General features: G+C 67.7%; 17 protein-coding genes. 11 read left to right on the top strand and 6 right to left on the bottom strand.

Annotated elements, in window-relative coordinates; genetic code table 11:
• Genes NJ4_RS17595 through NJ4_RS17570 form a run of 6 tightly spaced genes read left to right on the top strand, consistent with a single transcriptional unit; the run spans position 1 to position 5,678 of the window.
• The gene (locus NJ4_RS17595) at positions 1 to 1,077 is read left to right on the top strand and encodes a phosphotransferase family protein (protein WP_067438025.1); all 1,077 of its coding nucleotides are present in this window, start codon (positions 1 to 3) and stop codon (positions 1,075 to 1,077) included.
• A gap of 22 nt (positions 1,078 to 1,099) precedes the next feature.
• A complete protein-coding gene (locus NJ4_RS17590) occupies positions 1,100 to 2,068 on the top strand; it encodes a DUF7065 domain-containing protein (protein ID WP_067438023.1) in 969 nt (322 codons plus the stop codon).
• Positions 2,068 to 3,621 carry a class I adenylate-forming enzyme family protein gene (locus NJ4_RS17585; RefSeq protein WP_067438020.1) on the top strand — a complete coding sequence of 518 codons (1,554 nt, stop codon included), beginning with the start codon at positions 2,068 to 2,070 and terminating at the stop codon, positions 3,619 to 3,621. Before NJ4_RS17590 ends, NJ4_RS17585 begins: the two co-directional genes overlap by 1 nt.
• Positions 3,618 to 4,169, top strand: coding sequence for a flavin reductase family protein (locus tag NJ4_RS17580; RefSeq protein ID WP_067438018.1), 552 nt, complete (start codon positions 3,618 to 3,620; stop codon positions 4,167 to 4,169). Before NJ4_RS17585 ends, NJ4_RS17580 begins: the two co-directional genes overlap by 4 nt.
• Positions 4,166 to 5,134, top strand: coding sequence for an LLM class flavin-dependent oxidoreductase (locus NJ4_RS17575; RefSeq protein ID WP_082748833.1), 969 nt, complete (start codon positions 4,166 to 4,168; stop codon positions 5,132 to 5,134). The genes NJ4_RS17580 and NJ4_RS17575 overlap by 4 nt, the downstream gene beginning before the upstream one ends.
• Positions 5,135 to 5,159: 25 nt before the next feature.
• Positions 5,160 to 5,678 (top strand): VOC family protein, encoded by a 519-nt coding sequence (locus NJ4_RS17570; protein ID WP_067438013.1) that lies wholly within the window; start codon positions 5,160 to 5,162, stop codon positions 5,676 to 5,678.
• 85 nt (positions 5,679 to 5,763) lie between these two features.
• On the opposite strand, the gene NJ4_RS17565 is transcribed toward NJ4_RS17570, so the two are convergent.
• Positions 5,764 to 7,197, bottom strand: a complete 1,434-nt coding sequence (locus NJ4_RS17565; protein WP_067438011.1) for a polysaccharide biosynthesis tyrosine autokinase — start codon at positions 7,195 to 7,197, stop codon at positions 5,764 to 5,766.
• A gap of 68 nt (positions 7,198 to 7,265) precedes the next feature.
• On the opposite strand from NJ4_RS17565, the gene NJ4_RS17560 reads away from it, so the two are divergent.
• The 5 genes from NJ4_RS17560 to NJ4_RS17540 all read left to right on the top strand — a co-directional run bounded on the left by NJ4_RS17560 (position 7,266) and on the right by NJ4_RS17540 (position 11,952).
• Entirely contained in the window at positions 7,266 to 8,489 is a 1,224-nt protein-coding gene (locus NJ4_RS17560) for a hypothetical protein (RefSeq protein WP_067438009.1), read from the top strand.
• A gap of 161 nt (positions 8,490 to 8,650) precedes the next feature.
• Positions 8,651 to 9,775: a hypothetical protein gene (locus NJ4_RS17555; RefSeq protein ID WP_067438007.1), complete on the top strand. Its 1,125-nt coding sequence runs from the start codon at positions 8,651 to 8,653 to the stop codon at positions 9,773 to 9,775.
• A 13-nt stretch (positions 9,776 to 9,788) separates the two neighbouring features.
• Positions 9,789 to 10,697: a nucleotidyltransferase family protein gene (locus NJ4_RS17550; protein WP_067438005.1), complete on the top strand. Its 909-nt coding sequence runs from the start codon at positions 9,789 to 9,791 to the stop codon at positions 10,695 to 10,697.
• Positions 10,697 to 10,963 (top strand): PqqD family peptide modification chaperone, encoded by a 267-nt coding sequence (locus NJ4_RS17545; RefSeq protein ID WP_067438004.1) that lies wholly within the window; start codon positions 10,697 to 10,699, stop codon positions 10,961 to 10,963. The genes NJ4_RS17550 and NJ4_RS17545 overlap by 1 nt, the downstream gene beginning before the upstream one ends.
• A 374-nt stretch (positions 10,964 to 11,337) precedes the next feature.
• Positions 11,338 to 11,952 carry a hypothetical protein gene (locus NJ4_RS17540; protein ID WP_217996905.1) on the top strand — a complete coding sequence of 205 codons (615 nt, stop codon included), beginning with the start codon at positions 11,338 to 11,340 and terminating at the stop codon, positions 11,950 to 11,952.
• 754 nt (positions 11,953 to 12,706) lie between these two features.
• Here the strand turns inward: NJ4_RS17540 and NJ4_RS17530 are convergent.
• The 5 genes from NJ4_RS17530 to NJ4_RS17510 form a co-directional block, all read right to left on the bottom strand.
• The gene (locus tag NJ4_RS17530; RefSeq protein WP_067437998.1) at positions 12,707 to 13,225 is read right to left on the bottom strand and encodes a DOMON domain-containing protein; all 519 of its coding nucleotides are present in this window, start codon (positions 13,223 to 13,225) and stop codon (positions 12,707 to 12,709) included.
• Positions 13,226 to 13,565: 340 nt separating this feature from the next.
• Positions 13,566 to 14,300: an excalibur calcium-binding domain-containing protein gene (locus NJ4_RS26435; protein WP_245644609.1), complete on the bottom strand. Its 735-nt coding sequence runs from the start codon at positions 14,298 to 14,300 to the stop codon at positions 13,566 to 13,568.
• Between the two features lie 201 nt (positions 14,301 to 14,501).
• Positions 14,502 to 14,957 carry a GlcG/HbpS family heme-binding protein gene (locus NJ4_RS17520; RefSeq protein WP_067437993.1) on the bottom strand — a complete coding sequence of 152 codons (456 nt, stop codon included), beginning with the start codon at positions 14,955 to 14,957 and terminating at the stop codon, positions 14,502 to 14,504.
• Positions 14,958 to 15,056: 99 nt separating this feature from the next.
• Positions 15,057 to 16,949, bottom strand: coding sequence for a helix-turn-helix domain-containing protein (locus tag NJ4_RS17515; RefSeq protein WP_157551199.1), 1,893 nt, complete (start codon positions 16,947 to 16,949; stop codon positions 15,057 to 15,059).
• The coding region (locus NJ4_RS17510; RefSeq protein ID WP_169799288.1) for a RidA family protein at positions 16,946 to 17,307 on the bottom strand (362 nt) is incomplete at its 5' end. The genes NJ4_RS17510 and NJ4_RS17515, both read right to left, overlap by 4 nt.

Below are 17,307 nucleotides of genomic sequence, written 5' to 3'. Positions count from 1 at the left end.
ATGGCCGTCTTGCATCGGGGCGACACCGAGCTGCTAACCAAGGGGTTGCAGGTCTGGCTCGACGGCGGCGATCTGGCCCCCGGCGGCCGGGTCACCAACGTGCGCAGCCCCGCAGGGGGGTATTCCGGCGAGAACGTGCTCTTCGACGTGCTCGCCGGAGACCAGGGGCCGAGCGTGGGCACCTACGTGGCGCGGTTTGCTCCGACGGGCGGCAACTTCTTCTTCGAGACAGACATCTCCGTGCACTACCGGACCCTCGAGGCGTTGCGCGGCACCGGGATACTCGCGCCCGGCGCCGTGGCACTTGAGAACGGGGGCGACAACCCGTTCGGGCGGCCCTTCTTCGTCATGGAGCGGCTGCCCGGGCGGGTGCCGTCGGAGGACCCGCATTACACCATCGGCGGCTGGCTGGCCGATCTGCCTGCATTCGACCAGACACAGGTCTACCGCTCTGCGATCGAGGCGATGGCCGCTGTGCACAGGGTCGACCCGGCTAGTTTGGAACTTGGGTTTCTGCCTGTGCTGGCCGACCCGGAGTTGGCCGCCCAGCCACGCGGCATAGGTGGCGATCGGGTGTTGTTCGAGCGGTTTGCCGCTCGGGTGCTCGGTGACCGCGACCTGCCGGTGCTTGAGAGAGCCCGCGGCTGGTTGCGCGCCAACCACCCAGGGCCATCGGAGGTGCGTCTCGCCTGGGGCGACGCCAAGTTCATCAACCTGCTCTACACCGGTCTCGACGTCACTGGGATCCTCGACTGGGAGCTGGCCTCTCTCTCCCCGCCAGAATCCGAGGTCGCCTTCTGGTTCGTCCACCACGAGTCCGTCACCGGTGAGGCCGGCCACCCGGACCTCGCGGCGTTCCCCGACGAAGCACAGGCGATCGAGTGCTACGAGCGGGCAGCCGGCCGCACCCTCGGCGACCTGACGTTCTACAAGATGTGGCACCGCTACCGGATCGCGGTCATGGCCCTGCGCCTGGCCGACCTGCTGGAGGCGGCCGGACAGATCCGGATCGACCTCGACCGGCCAGCCCGCCTCCGCGCGATGCGCACCCTCGAGCGCCACCTCAGCCAAGTCTGAGGCTCTCCCGAAAGGAGTCGCAATGAGCGACCACCCCGATGACAACTTCCACGTCCCCAAGGACGACGACCCATTCTGGACCGAGACCTCCTGGTACACGTTCAGCGTGCCCGGGCGTCGACTCAGCGGACAGGTCTATCCGTTCTTCCGCCCCAACCAGGGTGTCGCCGCATGTGCCGTCTTCATCTGGGACGAGACCGGGGACCAGATCCCGACTGCCCGATATGCGCGCCAATCCTGGCATCTCACGTTGCCGGACCAGCCGCTGAGCGACCTCACCCTGCCGAACGGCCTTGCCTACAAGACCGTGGAGCCCCAGTCGACGTACCAGGTCACCTATCAGGATCCCGACGGCGAAGACGTCGCGCTCGACCTGACCTTCACCGGCCTCACCTCGCCGCACCACACGGGACACGGCCACCTCGACCAGCCGTGCCACGTCCAGGGCACGATCACCCTCGACGGTGAGGTCATCGAGGTCGACGACTTCGGCTTCCGCGACCGCTCGTGGGGCCGGCGTGGCGGCTTTGGAAAGACGATCATGAAACGGGGCGGCGCGTACGCCGGCTACTCCTTCGCGAGCGAGTCGGCCGACACCGGATTCCACGTGCTGGCCTGGGAGCGGAACTCAGGGGAGTGTGAGATCGCCCATGGCCACTTGAGACTGGACGGCGTCTGGAGCCCCATGTCCACGGGCGTACGCCGCGTCCTGGCACGCGACGGGCACGGCAACCCGACCCGCATCCAGATCACCGGCACCGATGAGATCGGCCGCACCCTCGAAGCTGTCGGTGAGGCCAAGAACGCCTTCGGCATCCTGCTCAACCCCAACATCTGGTGTGTCAACGCCCTGGTGGAATGGACGTTCAACGGCCGCCACGCGTGGGGGGAGGACCATGACAACTGGGCTCCCTCCGCGTACCGGCGCCGCTACCGCTCGCTACCCAACGCCGCTGGTGCCGGGTTGGACCCAGCCCTGGTGGGGTCGTGATGAGCGCCAGCACCCTGCAGGAGACCACGACCGTGCACCCCACCGGCACCGGGCACTGGGTCCACCGGTGGGCCCTCGCGGACCCGGACGCGCCGCTGATCATCACCGAAGACGCCGAGTTCACATGGGGCGAGTTCGACACACGTGTCACCGGCCTGGCCGGCTCGCTCGCCGATGCCGGTGTCGGGGCCGGTGACCGGGTCGCCTGCCTGATGGAGAACCGTGTCGAATTCCTGGAACTGTTCTGGGCAACCACGCGGATCGGCGCCATCTTCGTACCGCTCAACAATCGGCTCACCGTGACCGAGCTGGAGCACGTTCTGGGTGCGGTCGACGCCAAGGTGCTGGGCACCGAGCCCTACTACGACGAGCAGGTCTACGCACTGCGTGAGGCTGGTGCGTCGCCGGCCACCGTGTGGATGCCCGAGCCCTCTCCACTGGCAACGGCGTCGTTCGGTGACCTTTATGCGACAGAACGAATCGCAACTGAGCACGTCGCAGACCCGTCCACGGTGGCTGCGATCCTGTTCACCTCCGGGACGACTGGTCGACCCAAGGGGGCGATGATCACCCACGGCAACATCGCCGCCCAGGCCACGAACTGGAACACCTCCTTCGGGTGCACGCGACGGGACCGCCAGATCGTCTTCCTCCCCCTGTGCTTCACCGGCGGGTTGATCAGTGCCTGCATGAGCACCTTCCTCGGCGGCGGGAGCATGGTCCTGGTCAGGAAGTTCGATCCGGCCACCGTCCTCGCTCTCGTGGAGCGGCACCGTCCGACGTACTTCACCGCAGTACCCCTGATGGTGCAGCGGATGTTCGACCATCCCAACGCCGCGTCGACCGATCTCACGTCACTACGCCTGGTGGAGAGCGGCGGCGCACCCGTGCCGGTGCCCCTGATCGAGCAGGTACGCCGACTCGGCCTGGAACTCATCCAGGGCTACGGTTTGACCGAGGCAACCGGCGGCGTCAACCTGCACCTGCAGGAGAAGGACAACCTCCGCAAGGCGGGTTCCTGCGGCATGCCGGGGCTGTTCAACAGTGCCCGAGTCGTCGACGCGACCGGCCGTCCCTGCGCCCCGGGGGAGCCCGGCGAGCTGCTCTTGTCGGGACCGATGGTCTTCGCGGGCTACTGGCAGAACCCGGAGGCCACCGCCGAGACCCTGCTCGACGGGTGGCTGCACACCGGCGACCTGGCCATCGAGGACGAGGAGGGTTTCTTCTTCCTCGTCGGACGCACCAAGGAGCTCATCGTCACCGGCGGGCTCAACGTCTATCCCAACGAGGTCGAAGAGGTCCTGCGGACACACCCCGCGGTGGCGGATGTTGCCGTCGTCGGCACTCCTGACGACACCTGGGGTGAGTCCACAACGGCCTTCGTCATCACGCGCGGCAAGGACCTCAGCGCCGCAGATCTGCTGGACCACTGCCGCGTCTCGCTCGCGGACTACAAGGTCCCCAAGCGCGTGCACTTCGTGGACGACTTTCCACGCACCACATCCGGGAAGGTCGTCAAGAGCCGTCTCGTCAGTCCAAAGGAGCAGCAATGACAGCGTCAGCGATCACCATGACCTCGCATCTCGACGTCACCGAACTGCGCCACGCGTTCTCGTGCTTCCCGAGTGGCCTCGCGGCCCTGTGCAGCCTCGATGGCGGTGTGCCGATCGGCATCGTCGCGAGCTCGTTCACTTCGGTCTCCCTCGACCCTCCGCTGGTGTCGGTGTGCATTCAGAAGTCATCCAGGACGTGGCCCGCACTGCGGTCTCGGTCGTCGCTGGGGATCAGCGTCCTGGCCGCCGGGCATGACTCGGTGGCGAGCAGCCTCGCAGCACGTGAGGGGGACCGGTTCAAGGACGTGCCGTGGTACGTCGATGGGGTGGACGCCGTGCTCATTGACGGCAGCGTCGCCACCTTCGAGTGCATTGCGCACTCCGAGTTCGACGCCGGCGACCACATCATCGCCGTGTTCGAAGTGCTCACCCACAGCTGGGATCTCCAGCGCGAACCCTTGGTCTTCCACCACAGCAAGTTCCGCACCCTGCACGTCCAGAACCCCCGCCCGACCGGGCATCTCACGAACAGGAGCAACCGATCATGACCGTTGAGCTCTCGTGCGCACTCGCGCCATCCATGGACACCCCCGACCACATCCAGCTCGCCGAGTCCCTGGGCTACAAGCGGGTGTTCCTCTATGACTCACCCCCGCTGTACCCCGACCTGTGGATGCAGCTGGCCCGGGCGGCCGAGAGGACCAGCACGATCGTCCTGGCCGGTGCCGGAGTGATCCCGAGCAATCGGTCGGTGATGACAACGGCCTCCGCGATCTCGTCCCTGGTCGACATGGTGGGACCGGAGCGGGTCTCCGTGACCTTCGGCACCGGGATGACCTCGCGCCTGGCGATGGGCCTGCGTCCACTCAAGTGGGCCTACGTGGCCGCGTACGCTTCCGCGGTCCGTTCACTGCTTCGCGGCGAGGTGGTGGAGTGGGAGGGCAACCTGATCCAGATGCTGCATTCTCCCGGCTTCGCAAGGCTCCCGATCGAGGTGGAAGTGATGCTGGCGGTTGCGGGACCCAAGGGACAGGAAGCCGCCCGTAACGTTGCCGACGGAGCGTTCGGCGGGATGTACCCGATCCCCGGGTTCGACCGGAGCCCCTGCCTCACATTCGGCACAGTGCTGCAGCCGGGCGAGTCAGCCGATTCGCCGCGAGTCATGAATGCGGCGGGACACCTGGCGGCGGTGAGCGCTCACTGGGGGCTCGAGTTTGGCGGCATCGAGGATCAGTTGCCCCAGGGGCAGGCCTGGCTGGACGCGTACGCCGAGGTCCCCGAGGAGCGTCGGCACCTTGCCATCCACCGTGATCACCTGGTCGGACTCAACGAGCGGGACAGTCGCTTCGTGGACGCCGACATGCTCACCTCTCTCGATCTCGTGCTGACGCCGGAGGGGTGGCGCGACAAGGTCGACAAGATGGAGAAGGAAGGCGCCACGGAGATCGCCTACCAGCCTGCCGGTGACGACATCCCGGGTGAACTCGAGCGCTTCGCCGCAATCTGGCACTGACAGCGACAGCACAGGAGAGAAGAAGATGACCGTCACAGTTGGCGAAATCGTGCAGATCAACTTCGTCGTCGACGACATCGACGTGGCCATGAAGTCGTGGCTGGCAACCAAGCAGACCGGCCCGTTCCTGGTGCTCAGGCACGTCGACGACCTGCCCGTCACCTATCGAGGCAGGAAGACCGATCTCGACATCAGCATCGCTTTCGCGCAGTTGGGATCGATCCACGTCGAGCTGATACAGCAGCACAATGATGGGCCGAGCGTCTACCGCGATGTCTTCGGGCCGAGTCAGGGCGGCTTCCACCACATCTGCACTCCCGTGGAGGACTTCGAGGCCGCTCGCCAGGGATACCTCGACGATGGATTCGAGATCGGAATGGACCTGGAATTCGGTGGCACACCTGTGGCTTACGTCGACACGTTCGCCTCCTTGGGATGCATGACGGAGATCGTGCGGGCTGACCCCGACGTCATCGGGCTGTACGAACAGATCGCCGCGGCGGCCGTGGGATGGGATGGGCGGAATCCGATCCGCGACTTGTAGATGAGGCCGACAAGGCTTGGCCGTGGATGGCCGCATTGCCCTGTCCAGGTCGTCCCGGCCCGCCAGAGGGAGAACCGACCGGGACTCAGTGCACCGTGACGCTGGCTGCTCGAGATCGGGGAGCGGCACCAGTGTCTTTGTGCGTGCCCTCGTCGGAGCGGTAGTAGTAGGAGGAGTAGACGTCACGCGCCGGCATCCCGTTGAAGATGACGCCGAGCGCCTTGCCGTGCACGGCCTCGAGGTGGCTCAGCGCTGCGGCCAGCTCGGTGTCGAGCGTCTTGCCGGAGGAGATCACGACGAAGGCGCCGTCGGTGACGGCAGTCAGCACGGCACCGTCGGTGACCGGCAGCAGGGGTGGCGCGTCGATGATGACCGTGGCGCGCTCACTGAGCGAGGTGAGCAATCGCTGCATGGCCTGTGAGCCGAGAAGCTCGCTCGGGTTCGGGGGAATGCCGCCGGCTGCCAGGACCTGCAGGTTCTCCAGGGTGCCGTGCTGTTGCAGCACGTCGTCGATCTCGACCCGGCCAACGAGTACGTCGGTCAGGCCGGCGCCCTCGACGAGGTCGAAGGAGTCGGCGACGGTGGGTCGGCGCAGGTCGCCGTCCACGAGGATGACCGGGCTGCCGGAGGCGGCAATGGCCGCGGCGAGGTTCGCCGCGATCGTTGACTTGCCGTCGCCGGGCTTGGGACTGGTCAGCACGATGACGCGCGGCGGATCGTCGACCGACATGAACTGCAGATTGGTGCGCAGCTTGCGGAATGCCTCGGCGGCGGACTGATCGCTGCGGTTCTCGCTGGTGGAGTTGACGGCGAGCATGGCGGTGCGGCCGACGTCGCGTGCCAGCACCCGTGCCGTGGGGATCAGGCCGACGACGGAGACGCCGAACTCCTTCTCGACCGTGGCAGCCGAGCGTATGCGCCGATCGAACTGGCTGCGCAGCAACGCATAGCCGAAGCCGAGCATGAGCCCGAGCACCAGGCCGAGCCCGAGGTTGCGCTCCACCTTCGGTGAGACCGGCGAGCCGGGGAGCTCGGCGGACTCGACGGCCACGACACGGATGGCCTGGTCGTTGGCGTCGTTGGGGTTCTCGATCGACTTCACCTGACGCGCGAGCGCCTGGATCCATGCGTCCGCGAGCGCCTGCGCTTCCTGGGGAGTGTCAGCTGCGGCGGTGATCTTGATCGACACGGTGTCTTCGGGCTGCTCGACCGTGATGCTCCCGATCAGCGACGAGGTCGTGGTGTCGAGCCCGAGGGTGTCGATCACCTCTTGGGCGGTGGCGCGGCTCTCGGCGATGTCGACGAAGGACTTGGCCCGCGACTTGGCCAGGCTGTCGCCGACCGAGGCCAGAGCGGGGTCGCTGCCGCTGCCGATGCTCACGAAGCCGTTCGCATTGGCGGCGTACACCTTGGGCTGGGTGACGTTGTAGACGCCGGCAGCGGCCACCACGGCAGCGGTGATGACGAGTACGCCGATCCAGTAGTTGCGCAGCATGCGCAAGTAGTCACTGAGTTCCATGTGTCGCTGCCCTTCACGGTTTGGCCTGATCCAGGCCGAAAGATCCGCGCTCACACTAGGCTCGCGCAGTGATCACCGTGGCGGTTTCCGGACAAGACGACCCGTTCGTCGGCGACGTCACCGTGGACGCCTTCGGGATTCCGGTGCGGATTCGGGTCGGCGGCTCAGGGGCCGAGGAGCTCCGGCGGCACGTGCTGCAGGCGTGGGCGTGGTGTGAGGCCGAGACCGGTCCGATCGCGGACGATGCCAAGCCGGTCGTGCACGCCCTGCTCGATGCCAGTGAGGCCGTCGTCCACGCCGCGCGGGCCCGTCGGCACGTGGCCGGCAACACGATCCAGACCGTGTCGGAACACCTGACCTCTGCGGTGACGCTGGCCGCGGTCGCGGCCGGCAAGGGCGAGTTGCTGATGCTGCACGCCGCGGCGATCGCTCACCCGCAGACCGGGCGTACGGCGGTGCTGGTCGGCCGCTCCGGCGCTGGAAAGTCGACGGCCACCAAAACGCTGGGCGGGCACTTCAGCTATGTCACGGACGAGACAGTCGCCCTGACCGCGTCACTCGAGATCAGGGCCTATCCCAAGCCGGTCTCGCTCTTCGCCGAGGGAAGTCAACGGGGGAAGGTGCAGCATCCACCGGCCGAGTTGGGCCTGCGTCGGGCACCGGCCGCCCTGACCCTGACCACGATTGTGCTGCTGAACCGCTCCGAGGACGGCCCGGAAGTGCCGACCGTGCAGGAGGTGTCGACCCCCGAGGCCATCGCGATGCTGGGCGAGCAGACCTCCCACCTCGCGGCGCTGGAGCAGCCGCTGACCTTCCTCGCCAATGCCGTGCACGCGGCCCGCGGCGTGAAGGTGGTCTCCTACCGCGGAGCCGCCGACCTGGTCACGGTGCTCGACGAACTGCTCGCCGCCGAGCCGACCAGAGCCCCGTCAACGCAGGCCGCGCAGCCCTCGTTGGCCCAGTTGTGTGCCGAGTTGCGTGCCGACGGGACGGTGGGGTCGCCGCCTGTTGAGCCGGCCGGTGCACGGTCGGTGGCGCGTCGACCGATCACCGACCTGTACGTCGAGGACGGTGCGGGCGTCGCGTTCGTGGAGGGCCGTCTGGTCGCGCTGGCTCCGATGGCGACCCGGATCTTGACCCTGGTGGGCGGCGACGCGGCAGACCTCGGCGTGCTCACCGACGCGTTGGTGGCGGAGTTTGGCGCACCGCACTCCAGCGACTCGTCCCAGCTCGTCGAGCGGCTGGTGGACGAGCTGGTCGCGATCGGACTTCTCGAACGCGGTGCGGTCTAGTCCTGTCGGTGCAGTTTGTCCTGTTTCGTTGGCGGCGCCGGATTTCTGCCCTAGTTTGATCGTGCGCAGTGTGCCGTGTCTGTGGGGGACCGGCAGCAACCGCGTGCCGTGTCCGTGGGGGACCGGCAGCAATCGAGCTTGCGACCTCCAGGGGGGATCTCATGACCGCCGACGTCCATTTGTCGAGCAACGAGGCCAACACCGACGGCCTCAGCCGTCGCACCATGCTGCGAGGTGCAGCAGTCACTGCCTGGGCCGTGCCCGCGGTGACACTGATGACCGCGGCGCCTGCCTTCGCCGTCTCGGGTGTTCCCGAGGCCACGGCCGTGATCTCCAAGGCGCAATATCTGGCGCCGGCCGACCCGACGGCGGTGACGTTCGATCTCTCCGTCACCAACACGGGGACGCCTCCGGTCGCGGGGGCCGGAGCCGCCGGGCCGACCCTCTCGCTCGTTGTCTCGGCGGCGGCGCCGCACGCGTTGGCGCCCGGCTTCCCGGCGCTGGCGGGATACAGCGCGCCGACCGTGAGTGGTTCGCAGGGCAGCGGTTGGACGACGACCTACGTGCGCTCGTCACCGCTCGTGGCGGGTGCGCCCGACAACTTCACCGGTCTTCAGATCAACCTCGCTGAGTCGGCCACGGTCTCGCCGTACCTCCTCTTCGGTGGACATGGCTTCACGTTGTCGGCGGTCCTGACCTCGGCCGACAACGCCATCCTCACTCCGGGGGCAGGCCCCGTCGCGGGCGTCGTGCCGGCCAACGTCGGATTCTCCTCGGAGGCCGCCTTCCACCGGTATTCGAAGAGTGCGAATGAGTACCACCTGTTCGTCGGCGTGGCCGAGGTGTTCAACGACGCGCGCACCACGGCCCAGAAGCTCACGGCAAAGGTGCGCATCCCGCGCGAGAACGCCTGGAGTGCCACCGCACCTGCCGTGTCTGGCCTGCATGCCGGCTGGGCCCAGGTCGGAGCAGCCACGTCTCCAGGAGCGGGCACCGTCTGGGAGTTCACCTTCGAGACGAGCACCGGGTCGTTCACGCCAGCCGCGAACAAGTCCTTCCGCAACGGCGTCACCGGGAACGACGGCACCAGCCGTCCCGTTGCCGCGAACTTCGTGAGCGACAAACAGACCTATGCCGGCAAGCGGTTCGGCGTCTTCTTCCGGCCGGTGGTGGTCAGTGGCCAGCCCAACATGGGGACCACGGCTGTCGCGCAGCTGAAGTTCACGGCGTCCAGCGCTGGTGTCACCACGGCAGAAGTGGGACCCACCAGCACGATCCCGGCGTGAGCCGGCTGACGCCATGACCGCCGCCGTGATCACGAGCCGAGAGGCGGTGCTGCTGTGCACCGCGTTCGCCGACCGCCTCGCCACCGCGTACGACGTACGCGCGCTGGTCATCAAGGGCCACGCGCTCGAGGAGCAGGGCCTGCGTGGCCTCCACTACTCCGTCGACGTCGATCTGCTGGTCGACCCGTCGGCGTACGACCGCTTCCTGGGTCTGCTCGCCGAGCACGGCTGGAAGCCGATGACGCCCAGCACGGCGCCGTCGATCATCGAGCGTCACGCCGTCACCGTGCTGCACGAGAGCTGGCCGATCTCGATCGACGTGCACAGCCGCTTCCCCGGTTTCCTCACCGACCCGCAGGCCGTGTTCGACGAGCTGTGGAGGCGGCGTACGTCGGCCCGGGTTGCGGGGGTCGAGGTCGCCGTCCCGGACCGCGTCGGGCATGCGGCCGTTGTCGCACTGCACTACCTGCGGGATCCCAGATCGGGCAAGGCCAGGCACTCCCTCCCGGACCTCGTCGAGCGGGTCCGCACGACCTTCACCGAGGCGGACCGGCAGGAGCTGGTCGCGTTGGCTGCGGACACTGGCGCGAGCCAGTCACTGGGTGACTTCTTGGTCGACGTGGGAGCCACCCATCGCGATGTCACCGAGCCGGAGGCCCTGGCCGCATGGCGGCTGCGCACGCACGTGGGTGGCTCGGCCGCGTGGACGGTCGGCTTGAGCAGCCTCCCGTTCCGGCGTCGGCCCGCCGAGATCTGGCATGCCGTCATGCTCAGTCGTGAGGAGATCGCGGCCTACCACCAAGCTGACGGTGAGTCGGTGGGCCGGGCACGCAGGCGTCGCCTGCGACGGGGCCTGCGTCAGGTCCCCGTCGCGGTGGTGGCGGTGTCTCGCTTCAAGCACCAGAGCCTGCGGGGACTGTGATGGTCGTCTGGCGGCAGGTCCCCGACGTCGCGATCGTGGAGTCCGGGGAGCGAGTTGCGATGTCCAACCTCTCCCGCCTGGGGCAGGCACCCGTGCTGCTCGAGGGCTCCGCCCTGCTGGTGTACGACGCGGTCGACGGCACGCTCGACTCCGACGGAGTGGTCGCTGCCCTGACGGCTCGGTTTCCTGATGCCCCAGCGTTGGAGGCGCAGGTGCGTGCGTGTCTTGAGGAGTTGGCGTCAGCCGGTTTCATCGAGCGAGGCTGACCGGATCCGGGTTCGCCATGGGAGCCGTTCCCTGGACCGTGCAACTCGTCCGCCTGGGCTACGCCGGATGACCATCGGTGCGCTGATATTCGGCTGATGAGGCAGACATGTCGGATCTGACTGCAGATCTGGTCTGGGTGCAACAGGATCCTTTGGTATCCGTGGGTGCACGTAGGAGCTCTGCTCTGCCCACTTCGTCGTTTGACCACCTGGGGGATGTTGTGAGTGCTCGGTCTGCCGTTGCCTGTCTGGTGACCGTCCTGGTGTTGGCCGGCTCGTCGAGTTGTTCGGGCGACAACCAGGACAACGACTCGGATGTGTCTGACTCGCCATCGGCGTCCACCAGCGCGGCCCCGTCCGACGTTCGCACGTGGATGCGCGGGCAGCGGACTGACTACGAGGGCGCCCGCAGAGTGCCGATCAGGGATGTAACGGGTCAACCCACCTTCGACTTCCGTACGACGGCTGGTGCCGGGGCAACGCCCCGGGGTGAAGCGATGAAGGTCGCGGCCAAGGCAGTCACCTATGTGTTGGAGCACCAGATGCGTCCCGACCGCTACAGGGAGGCATACGTGTTCAGTGATCGGGAGATCGCGGACATACAGATCCAGCTGACCCCGGCCCTGGCGAAGCAGTTCAAGTCGTGGGTCATGGCTGGTCACCGAGCGCTCAAGAAGGCGCGCGCTCTCGAAGGAGACGACGTCAGCCAAGCCACGCAGACGAAGGTGAACACCAGCCAATGGCTGCGTCACCTCTCCGACCTGGTCTGGTTGAACGGGTTCAACAAGGGAGCGCAGGTCCGGGTCACGGATACGACCGTGGTCGTGGATTCGCAACGCCCGAACGTGTTGTGGGTCAAGACCGTGTTGCAAGCAGAGCCGGGGTTCTCACTCCCCGAGGGTCTTGTGCCCACGTTGAACTCGTGGACCGGGTGGCGGAAGACATCCATCGGTTGGAAGCTCGCCCAGGCCGAGATCGAGACTCCGTGATGGCCACGCTAACGATCGTCTCCTGGGCCGACTAATCTGCCGACGACGCGCTGACCGCACGAGGGCAGCGGACGAGAGCGAAGAGCGGGCGCCAGTGAGTGACCTTCGAGTCGGCACCTGGAATGTCCAGTACGCACGCGGCGTCGAGAAGAATCAGCGAAGGCTCGACCTCCTGGCGTGCCGTGCCGCGCAGGTGTGGGTTCTCACCGAGACCCACGACGACCTCGACCTGTCAGCCACCCACCGAGCGATCCACTCCGAGCAGCGTTACGCAACGCCCGGAGGCAGGTGGACGACGATCTGGACCGCGCTCCCACTCATCGAACGGCTTCCGACCGCCGACCCGCGACGGTGTGTCGCTGCGCGGCTTGACGCGGGCGACTTCGGCGAGGTCATCGTCTATGGGACCGTGCTGCCGTGGAACGGTGACGTGGGCCCAGTCGAGGACAACCCGGCAAAGGGCTGGGACGAATTCGCTCGGGTCGTGCCTGTCCAGGGTCAGGAGTGGGCGTCTCTCCGAGAGCGCTTCCCCGAGGCGAGCCTCATCGTGGCCGGCGACCTCAACCAGGACCTCGGCGGTAGGCACTACTACGGGACCAAGGCTTGCCGGGCTCTGCTCAACACCGAATGGAGTCAACTGCCGTGGATCCTTCTGGTGGTGCCATGGATTCAGCGTTGGCGTGGGAATCGCGTGGGCGGAGCAGAAGGTTCACACCGACCCACCAGCAACTCCCGGACCGTGTCATCGCGAAAACTAGCGGCTGACAGCCACGGGCCGGCTGAGCCGTTTCCAACCGGGCGCCCAATCAATCACGTTGCCGCCGTTGAAGCGATACAGCGCCCTGAACGTGACTTGCACGCGCCGCGGATTGCCCAGGCAGCTGCGTGGAATGGAGGCCGTCACGGTCTGGTTCGTTCCGTATTGCGCTCTCGCGGTCCAGCGAGAGCAGGCACGTATGCCCTTCGTCCGCCACCCGTTCACACGCAGCACCGAGTCGTAGCCGCTGTCCGGCCTGAAGGTGGCGTAGTAGTCGGGAGCTGCGGAGCCTGTGGTGTTGATCCAGATCTGCAGCTGATCCGGGTGGTGCCCGTTCAACGCAAGGGTGCCGACGTTCGCGCGCACCGTGACTCGACCCGCTCGTCCGGCCGCATTGAACCTGTGGGCGATCACCACGCGGGTCACGTCCGACCGGGTGCCCGTTTCTCGGGGGTCGTTGATGATCAACGTGTCGGCTTCGGCTGTCCAGACCTGGGTGCCGAAGGCAAGGATCATTGAGATCACCAGTGCGCAGGCACGCGCTGCTGAGCGACTCAGGCAAGTGGACATCATGTTCCCCCGGTGGCGGTGCCACCTGTGCTGATGGCTGGTCCACCGTAACTCCGCCGAGTCGTGCTTGGGGCGGTTTTGCCTGACGGCGAAGCGGCCGGGACTCAGTGCACCGAGGCGCGGGGCTGCTCGACGTCGGGGAGAGGCACCAGTCTCTTTCCGCGTCCCCTCGTCGGTGTTCACGTCACCCTGTTGAGTGCCATGAGCCCGGGCGATTCGGATCTTCAGTGGTCCTTCGTTGGGCTTGTGCTCTCGACAGTTGGTTGATCCTGGATCGGGGGAGCGGCTACTGCTCGCAGGCGACGCCGTCGCCATCGCGGTCGAGATCGCGGCTGTAGCCGGGGTCGCCGGCGTGGATGGGCGCGGCGCCTGCGCTCTCCACGTCGGAGCAGTTCGCGTAGTAGACGTTCGCCGGCATGGCCTCTTCTTCGGCTGCCTGGGCCTCCTCGGCTGCCTGGGCCTCCTGCTTCTTGCGACGCTGTTCGCGTGCCTTCCTGCGTCGTTCTTCAACCCGCAGACGCTTGACCCGCTCGGTGGTCTGCGTTTGGTGCAATGCGGTGAACTCCGGGCAGATCGTGGTCGTGGTCGTCCCGAGGGCCGCGAGTGCCTGGTCGTACGTCGGCGCGCTGGTCAGGGCGAATGTCGTCTGCACCCGAGCGACACGCTTGTCGAGGGTGAGCTTCTTGTCCAGCAATCGGCACGCGTTGAGGGATCCCGACAGCGCGTCGACCTTCCTGGGCCTCAGCGCCAGGGCGGCCGCAACGGCCACGACGTACGACCTGCGGTTCGTGTCGTAGTTGGCGGCCCACACCTGCCGCTGCGTTGGTTCGGGAACCGCGGCTTCTTCGGTGGGCGTCGAGGACGGAGACGGGGACTGGCTCGTTGGATCCTCCGTGGACTTCGCCACTGAGGACTTTCCCGCAGGTTCGTCGTCGTCCTTGGTGTCGCCGCCAATCTGCGCACCGCACGAGCCGATCAGAAGGACGACCGCGAGAGACGTGAGGATCTTGTGTCGTGTCATCCACTGGATCATGGTTGCGACCCTAGGCCGAGGGACGCGTCTCGGTGTCTGTTTCGCCCGATTCGGCCCGACCGGTCAGAACGGTGCGGTGTCGGCAAGCACGGCAGTTCGCCGGTACGACGACCGCGGTCACGCTCAGTCGCCGCAGGAGGGGCGCCAACTGCCGTAGTTCTCGACACCGGACCCCCACGCCAGGGGGCCTCAGCTCTGCGGCGGGTTCTCCGCAATGTGCGCAGCGAACGCCTCGAGCGCAGCGGCGCCGACCGCCTTGTCCTGCTCGCCGTTGCCGCCGGAGACCCCGAAGCCGCCGACGATCTGGCCCTCGTGCTCCAGGGGGAAGCCGCCGACGAAGATGGCGAACTTGCCGGGCAGCATGTGGCTGATCCCGAAGGCCTCGTTGCCGGGCAGGGCCGGGCCGTTCGGCGGCTCGTTGAACTTGTGCGTGGCGCGCTCGTGGCCGGCCGCGGTGAACGCCTTGGCGATCGAGATGTCGACGCCGGTCAGCCGGGCGCCGGGGATCCGGTGCAGGGCGATCACGTTGCCGGACTCGTCGACCACGCACAGCGTCTGCTTCACGCCGATCTCGTCGGCCTTGGCGCGCGCGGCGGTCAGGATGGGCAGGGCGTCGTCGAGAGTGATGCGAAAGATCTTGTGCATGGGTTCAGCCTTCCAGTCATCCAACATCCAGCTCCACGGACAACCTGTCCCGACCACGACCGAGTTCTTGTGCAGAAAGCCCAGGCCGAACACCCAGAATCAGGTCGGCGGGTTCAGCTCGTCGTCGAGCTGCGTGTCGATCTCGCTCAACGTGGCGATGTGTTGGGCCAGCCACACCTTGAACTGGGCGTCGGTGGTGCGGATGTCCATCCCGAGAGCCCGGGACGCACGCTCCAGCTTGTAGAGCATCGTGTTGCGGTGCAGGTGCAGCCGGCGCGCGGTCGCGTTGAGATTGCCGGCCTCCTCGATGTAGGCGAGCACGACCGCCTCCAGGTTCCCGGTCTGACCGTCGCTCTGGGTCAGCGGCGTGAGGATCTCGGAGGCGAACGCCTGCCCTGCCGGGCTGGCCGCCGACTCCTGGAGCGCCGCGAACAACCGCATGTCCTCATACGCGCTGACCACCGATGTGCTGACCCGCTTGCCGAGTGACTCGGCCGTGCGCGCCTCGCGATAGCTCTGCGCCACGCCCGCCGCGCCGTCGTACCCCCGCCCGAACGCAACGCGTACGTCGTCCCCGAGCCGCTGCCCGGCCATCCGGTGCAGGCGTTCGCCGAACTCCCGCAACGCGGCGGTCTCGGCCTCGGGTCCTCGACCGGACGCATCCTGGCGTGGAATCTGGGTCACCACCACGATCATCGGGCCGATCAGCGCGGAGAGCGCCAAGGCGTCACGCGACTGGCCGCTACGACGAGCCGCGCGTGCGACCTCCACGGCACGGCGCCGGCTGGCCGCATCGTCGGGGCGGATGCCGGGAGAGGCGATGATGAAGACGGCGAACCGACCGTCCAGGGCGAACTGGTAGTGCTCGGCTCGCGCGGAGAGCTCCAGCTGGTCGGTGAACCGGCTGTGCAGCAGCGCGTGCACGAAGTCGTTGCGGGCCCGCTCCTCGGCCTCGCGCACCGACTGCTGGCGGAGCAGCTCGCTGCCGGTCAGGCTCACGCCCTGCTCGGCGAGCACCCGGTGCTGGGCGAGGTCGTGCTCGGTCGTGGGTGAGCCGGGCTCGACGAACACGAGCAGGCCGTAGTGCTGTCCGGCGACGAGCACGTTGGCCACCACGAGATCCCGGGTCTCGTCCAGCTCCATCGTCATCACCCGTGCGGTGGCGTCGACTTCGTTGCTCCCGAGGAAGTGCCCGGCATCGGTCAGCTGCGCGATCACCAGGTGCACGGACTCCTCGGACAGCCCGATCCGGTGCTTCGGGTGGTGGGAGGCCATCAGCTCGCCGGCGGTGCCGAACACCAGCACCTCGGCGCCGGAGATGCGTGACATCGTCTCGGTGAGACCGTTCAGGCCGACACCCTTGGCGAAGGTGTCGCCGAGCTGGCGGTGCACCCGGGTCCCGTATTCGAGGACGTGGGTCGACTGGGCCAGCACCTTGGTTCCGATCAGCTGGCTGGTGGCGCGGAAGTTCGCCTGCGCGGACAGCAGGAGCAGGGGCAGCCCGGCGGCGTCGGCCGCCTTGCGCGCCTCGGCCAGCTCCGGGCGTACGTCGTGCGGCCCCGGCCACACCAGCAGGGCAGCGGCCTTCCGCTCGGCCAGACGGGTGATCAGGTCTGCGGCGCAGTGCGCCAGCTCGTCGGCGGCGACGAAGACCGCCGCCCGTCCCACGTCCTGGGGATCGGCCTCGGTGCCGGTGAGCGCTGTGCCCGGGATGCACCACTCGACCACGAGGTCCGAGCCGGATGCCCCGGCCACGAGCGCATCGTGCAGCAGCTCTTCGGCGAGCAGATCGGCGACCGTGACCGTCATGCCAGCCGAGTCTTCCGCAGCGCCCGCCACAGGCACCTCCTCGACTCGGGGACCACCCGAGAACCCATGGCAGACCACACTAGCGACATTCGCGATCGGCGCGTACGCCGTGCTCCCGGTGGCCGGCCGCAGGAGGGCTGTGGTCGCCTTCGGCCGGGCGGGGAAGGCGAGGATCTCGCTCATGATCCCGCCTCCGTCGTACGCCGCAGCGTGGTCCGTGGGTCGCGCTGGCAGGTGAGCTCGACCTCGACGCAGGCACCGCCGGGCAGGGAGGCGACGCCGACCGCGCTGCGCACTGCGGCGCCGCGGTCGCCGAGCAGCTCGACCAGTCGTTGGGAGGCGCCGTCGGCGACCCGGCTGTGCTCGGTGAAGTCGGCCGCTGCGTTGACGTAGACCGTCATCCGCAGCACCCGGCCGATCGCGTCGAGGGAGCCGGCGGCTGCGGCCGCGGCGGAGACCGCGTTGGCTGCGGCGATCGCGGCCGCGGCCTGTCCCTCCTCGAGGGAGACCTCCGCGCCGACGCGCCCGACGTGCTGCAGGA

Origin of the sequence: Nocardioides jensenii JCM 1364 = NBRC 14755, from assembly GCF_001552535.1 — a bacterium.
Classification (GTDB): domain Bacteria; phylum Actinomycetota; class Actinomycetes; order Propionibacteriales; family Nocardioidaceae; genus Nocardioides; species Nocardioides jensenii.
Note: the sequence above shows the minus strand (reverse complement) of the source record. Positions and strands in the feature narration are given on the sequence as shown.

Excerpts from the sequence above, each read along its gene's own strand:
- NJ4_RS17570 (WP_067438013.1), top strand. The coding sequence starts at position 5,160 with ATGACCGTCACAGTTGGCGAAATCGTGCAGATCAACTTCGTCGTCGAC.
- NJ4_RS17540 (WP_217996905.1), top strand. The coding sequence starts at position 11,338 with ATGCGCGGGCAGCGGACTGACTACGAGGGCGCCCGCAGAGTGCCGATC.
- NJ4_RS17580 (WP_067438018.1), top strand. The coding sequence starts at position 3,618 with ATGACAGCGTCAGCGATCACCATGACCTCGCATCTCGACGTCACCGAA.
- NJ4_RS26435 (WP_245644609.1), bottom strand. The coding sequence starts at position 14,300 with ATGACACGACACAAGATCCTCACGTCTCTCGCGGTCGTCCTTCTGATC.
- NJ4_RS17550 (WP_067438005.1), top strand. The coding sequence starts at position 9,789 with ATGACCGCCGCCGTGATCACGAGCCGAGAGGCGGTGCTGCTGTGCACC.
- NJ4_RS17585 (WP_067438020.1), top strand. The coding sequence starts at position 2,068 with ATGAGCGCCAGCACCCTGCAGGAGACCACGACCGTGCACCCCACCGGC.
- NJ4_RS17515 (WP_157551199.1), bottom strand. The coding sequence starts at position 16,949 with ATGAGCGAGATCCTCGCCTTCCCCGCCCGGCCGAAGGCGACCACAGCC.
- NJ4_RS17520 (WP_067437993.1), bottom strand. The coding sequence starts at position 14,957 with ATGCACAAGATCTTTCGCATCACTCTCGACGACGCCCTGCCCATCCTG.
- NJ4_RS17530 (WP_067437998.1), bottom strand. The coding sequence starts at position 13,225 with ATGATCCTTGCCTTCGGCACCCAGGTCTGGACAGCCGAAGCCGACACG.
- NJ4_RS17590 (WP_067438023.1), top strand. The coding sequence starts at position 1,100 with ATGAGCGACCACCCCGATGACAACTTCCACGTCCCCAAGGACGACGAC.
- NJ4_RS17545 (WP_067438004.1), top strand. The coding sequence starts at position 10,697 with ATGGTCGTCTGGCGGCAGGTCCCCGACGTCGCGATCGTGGAGTCCGGG.
- NJ4_RS17575 (WP_082748833.1), top strand. The coding sequence starts at position 4,166 with ATGACCGTTGAGCTCTCGTGCGCACTCGCGCCATCCATGGACACCCCC.
- NJ4_RS17555 (WP_067438007.1), top strand. The coding sequence starts at position 8,651 with ATGACCGCCGACGTCCATTTGTCGAGCAACGAGGCCAACACCGACGGC.
- NJ4_RS17565 (WP_067438011.1), bottom strand. The coding sequence starts at position 7,197 with ATGGAACTCAGTGACTACTTGCGCATGCTGCGCAACTACTGGATCGGC.
- NJ4_RS17595 (WP_067438025.1), top strand. The coding sequence starts at position 1 with ATGGCCGTCTTGCATCGGGGCGACACCGAGCTGCTAACCAAGGGGTTG.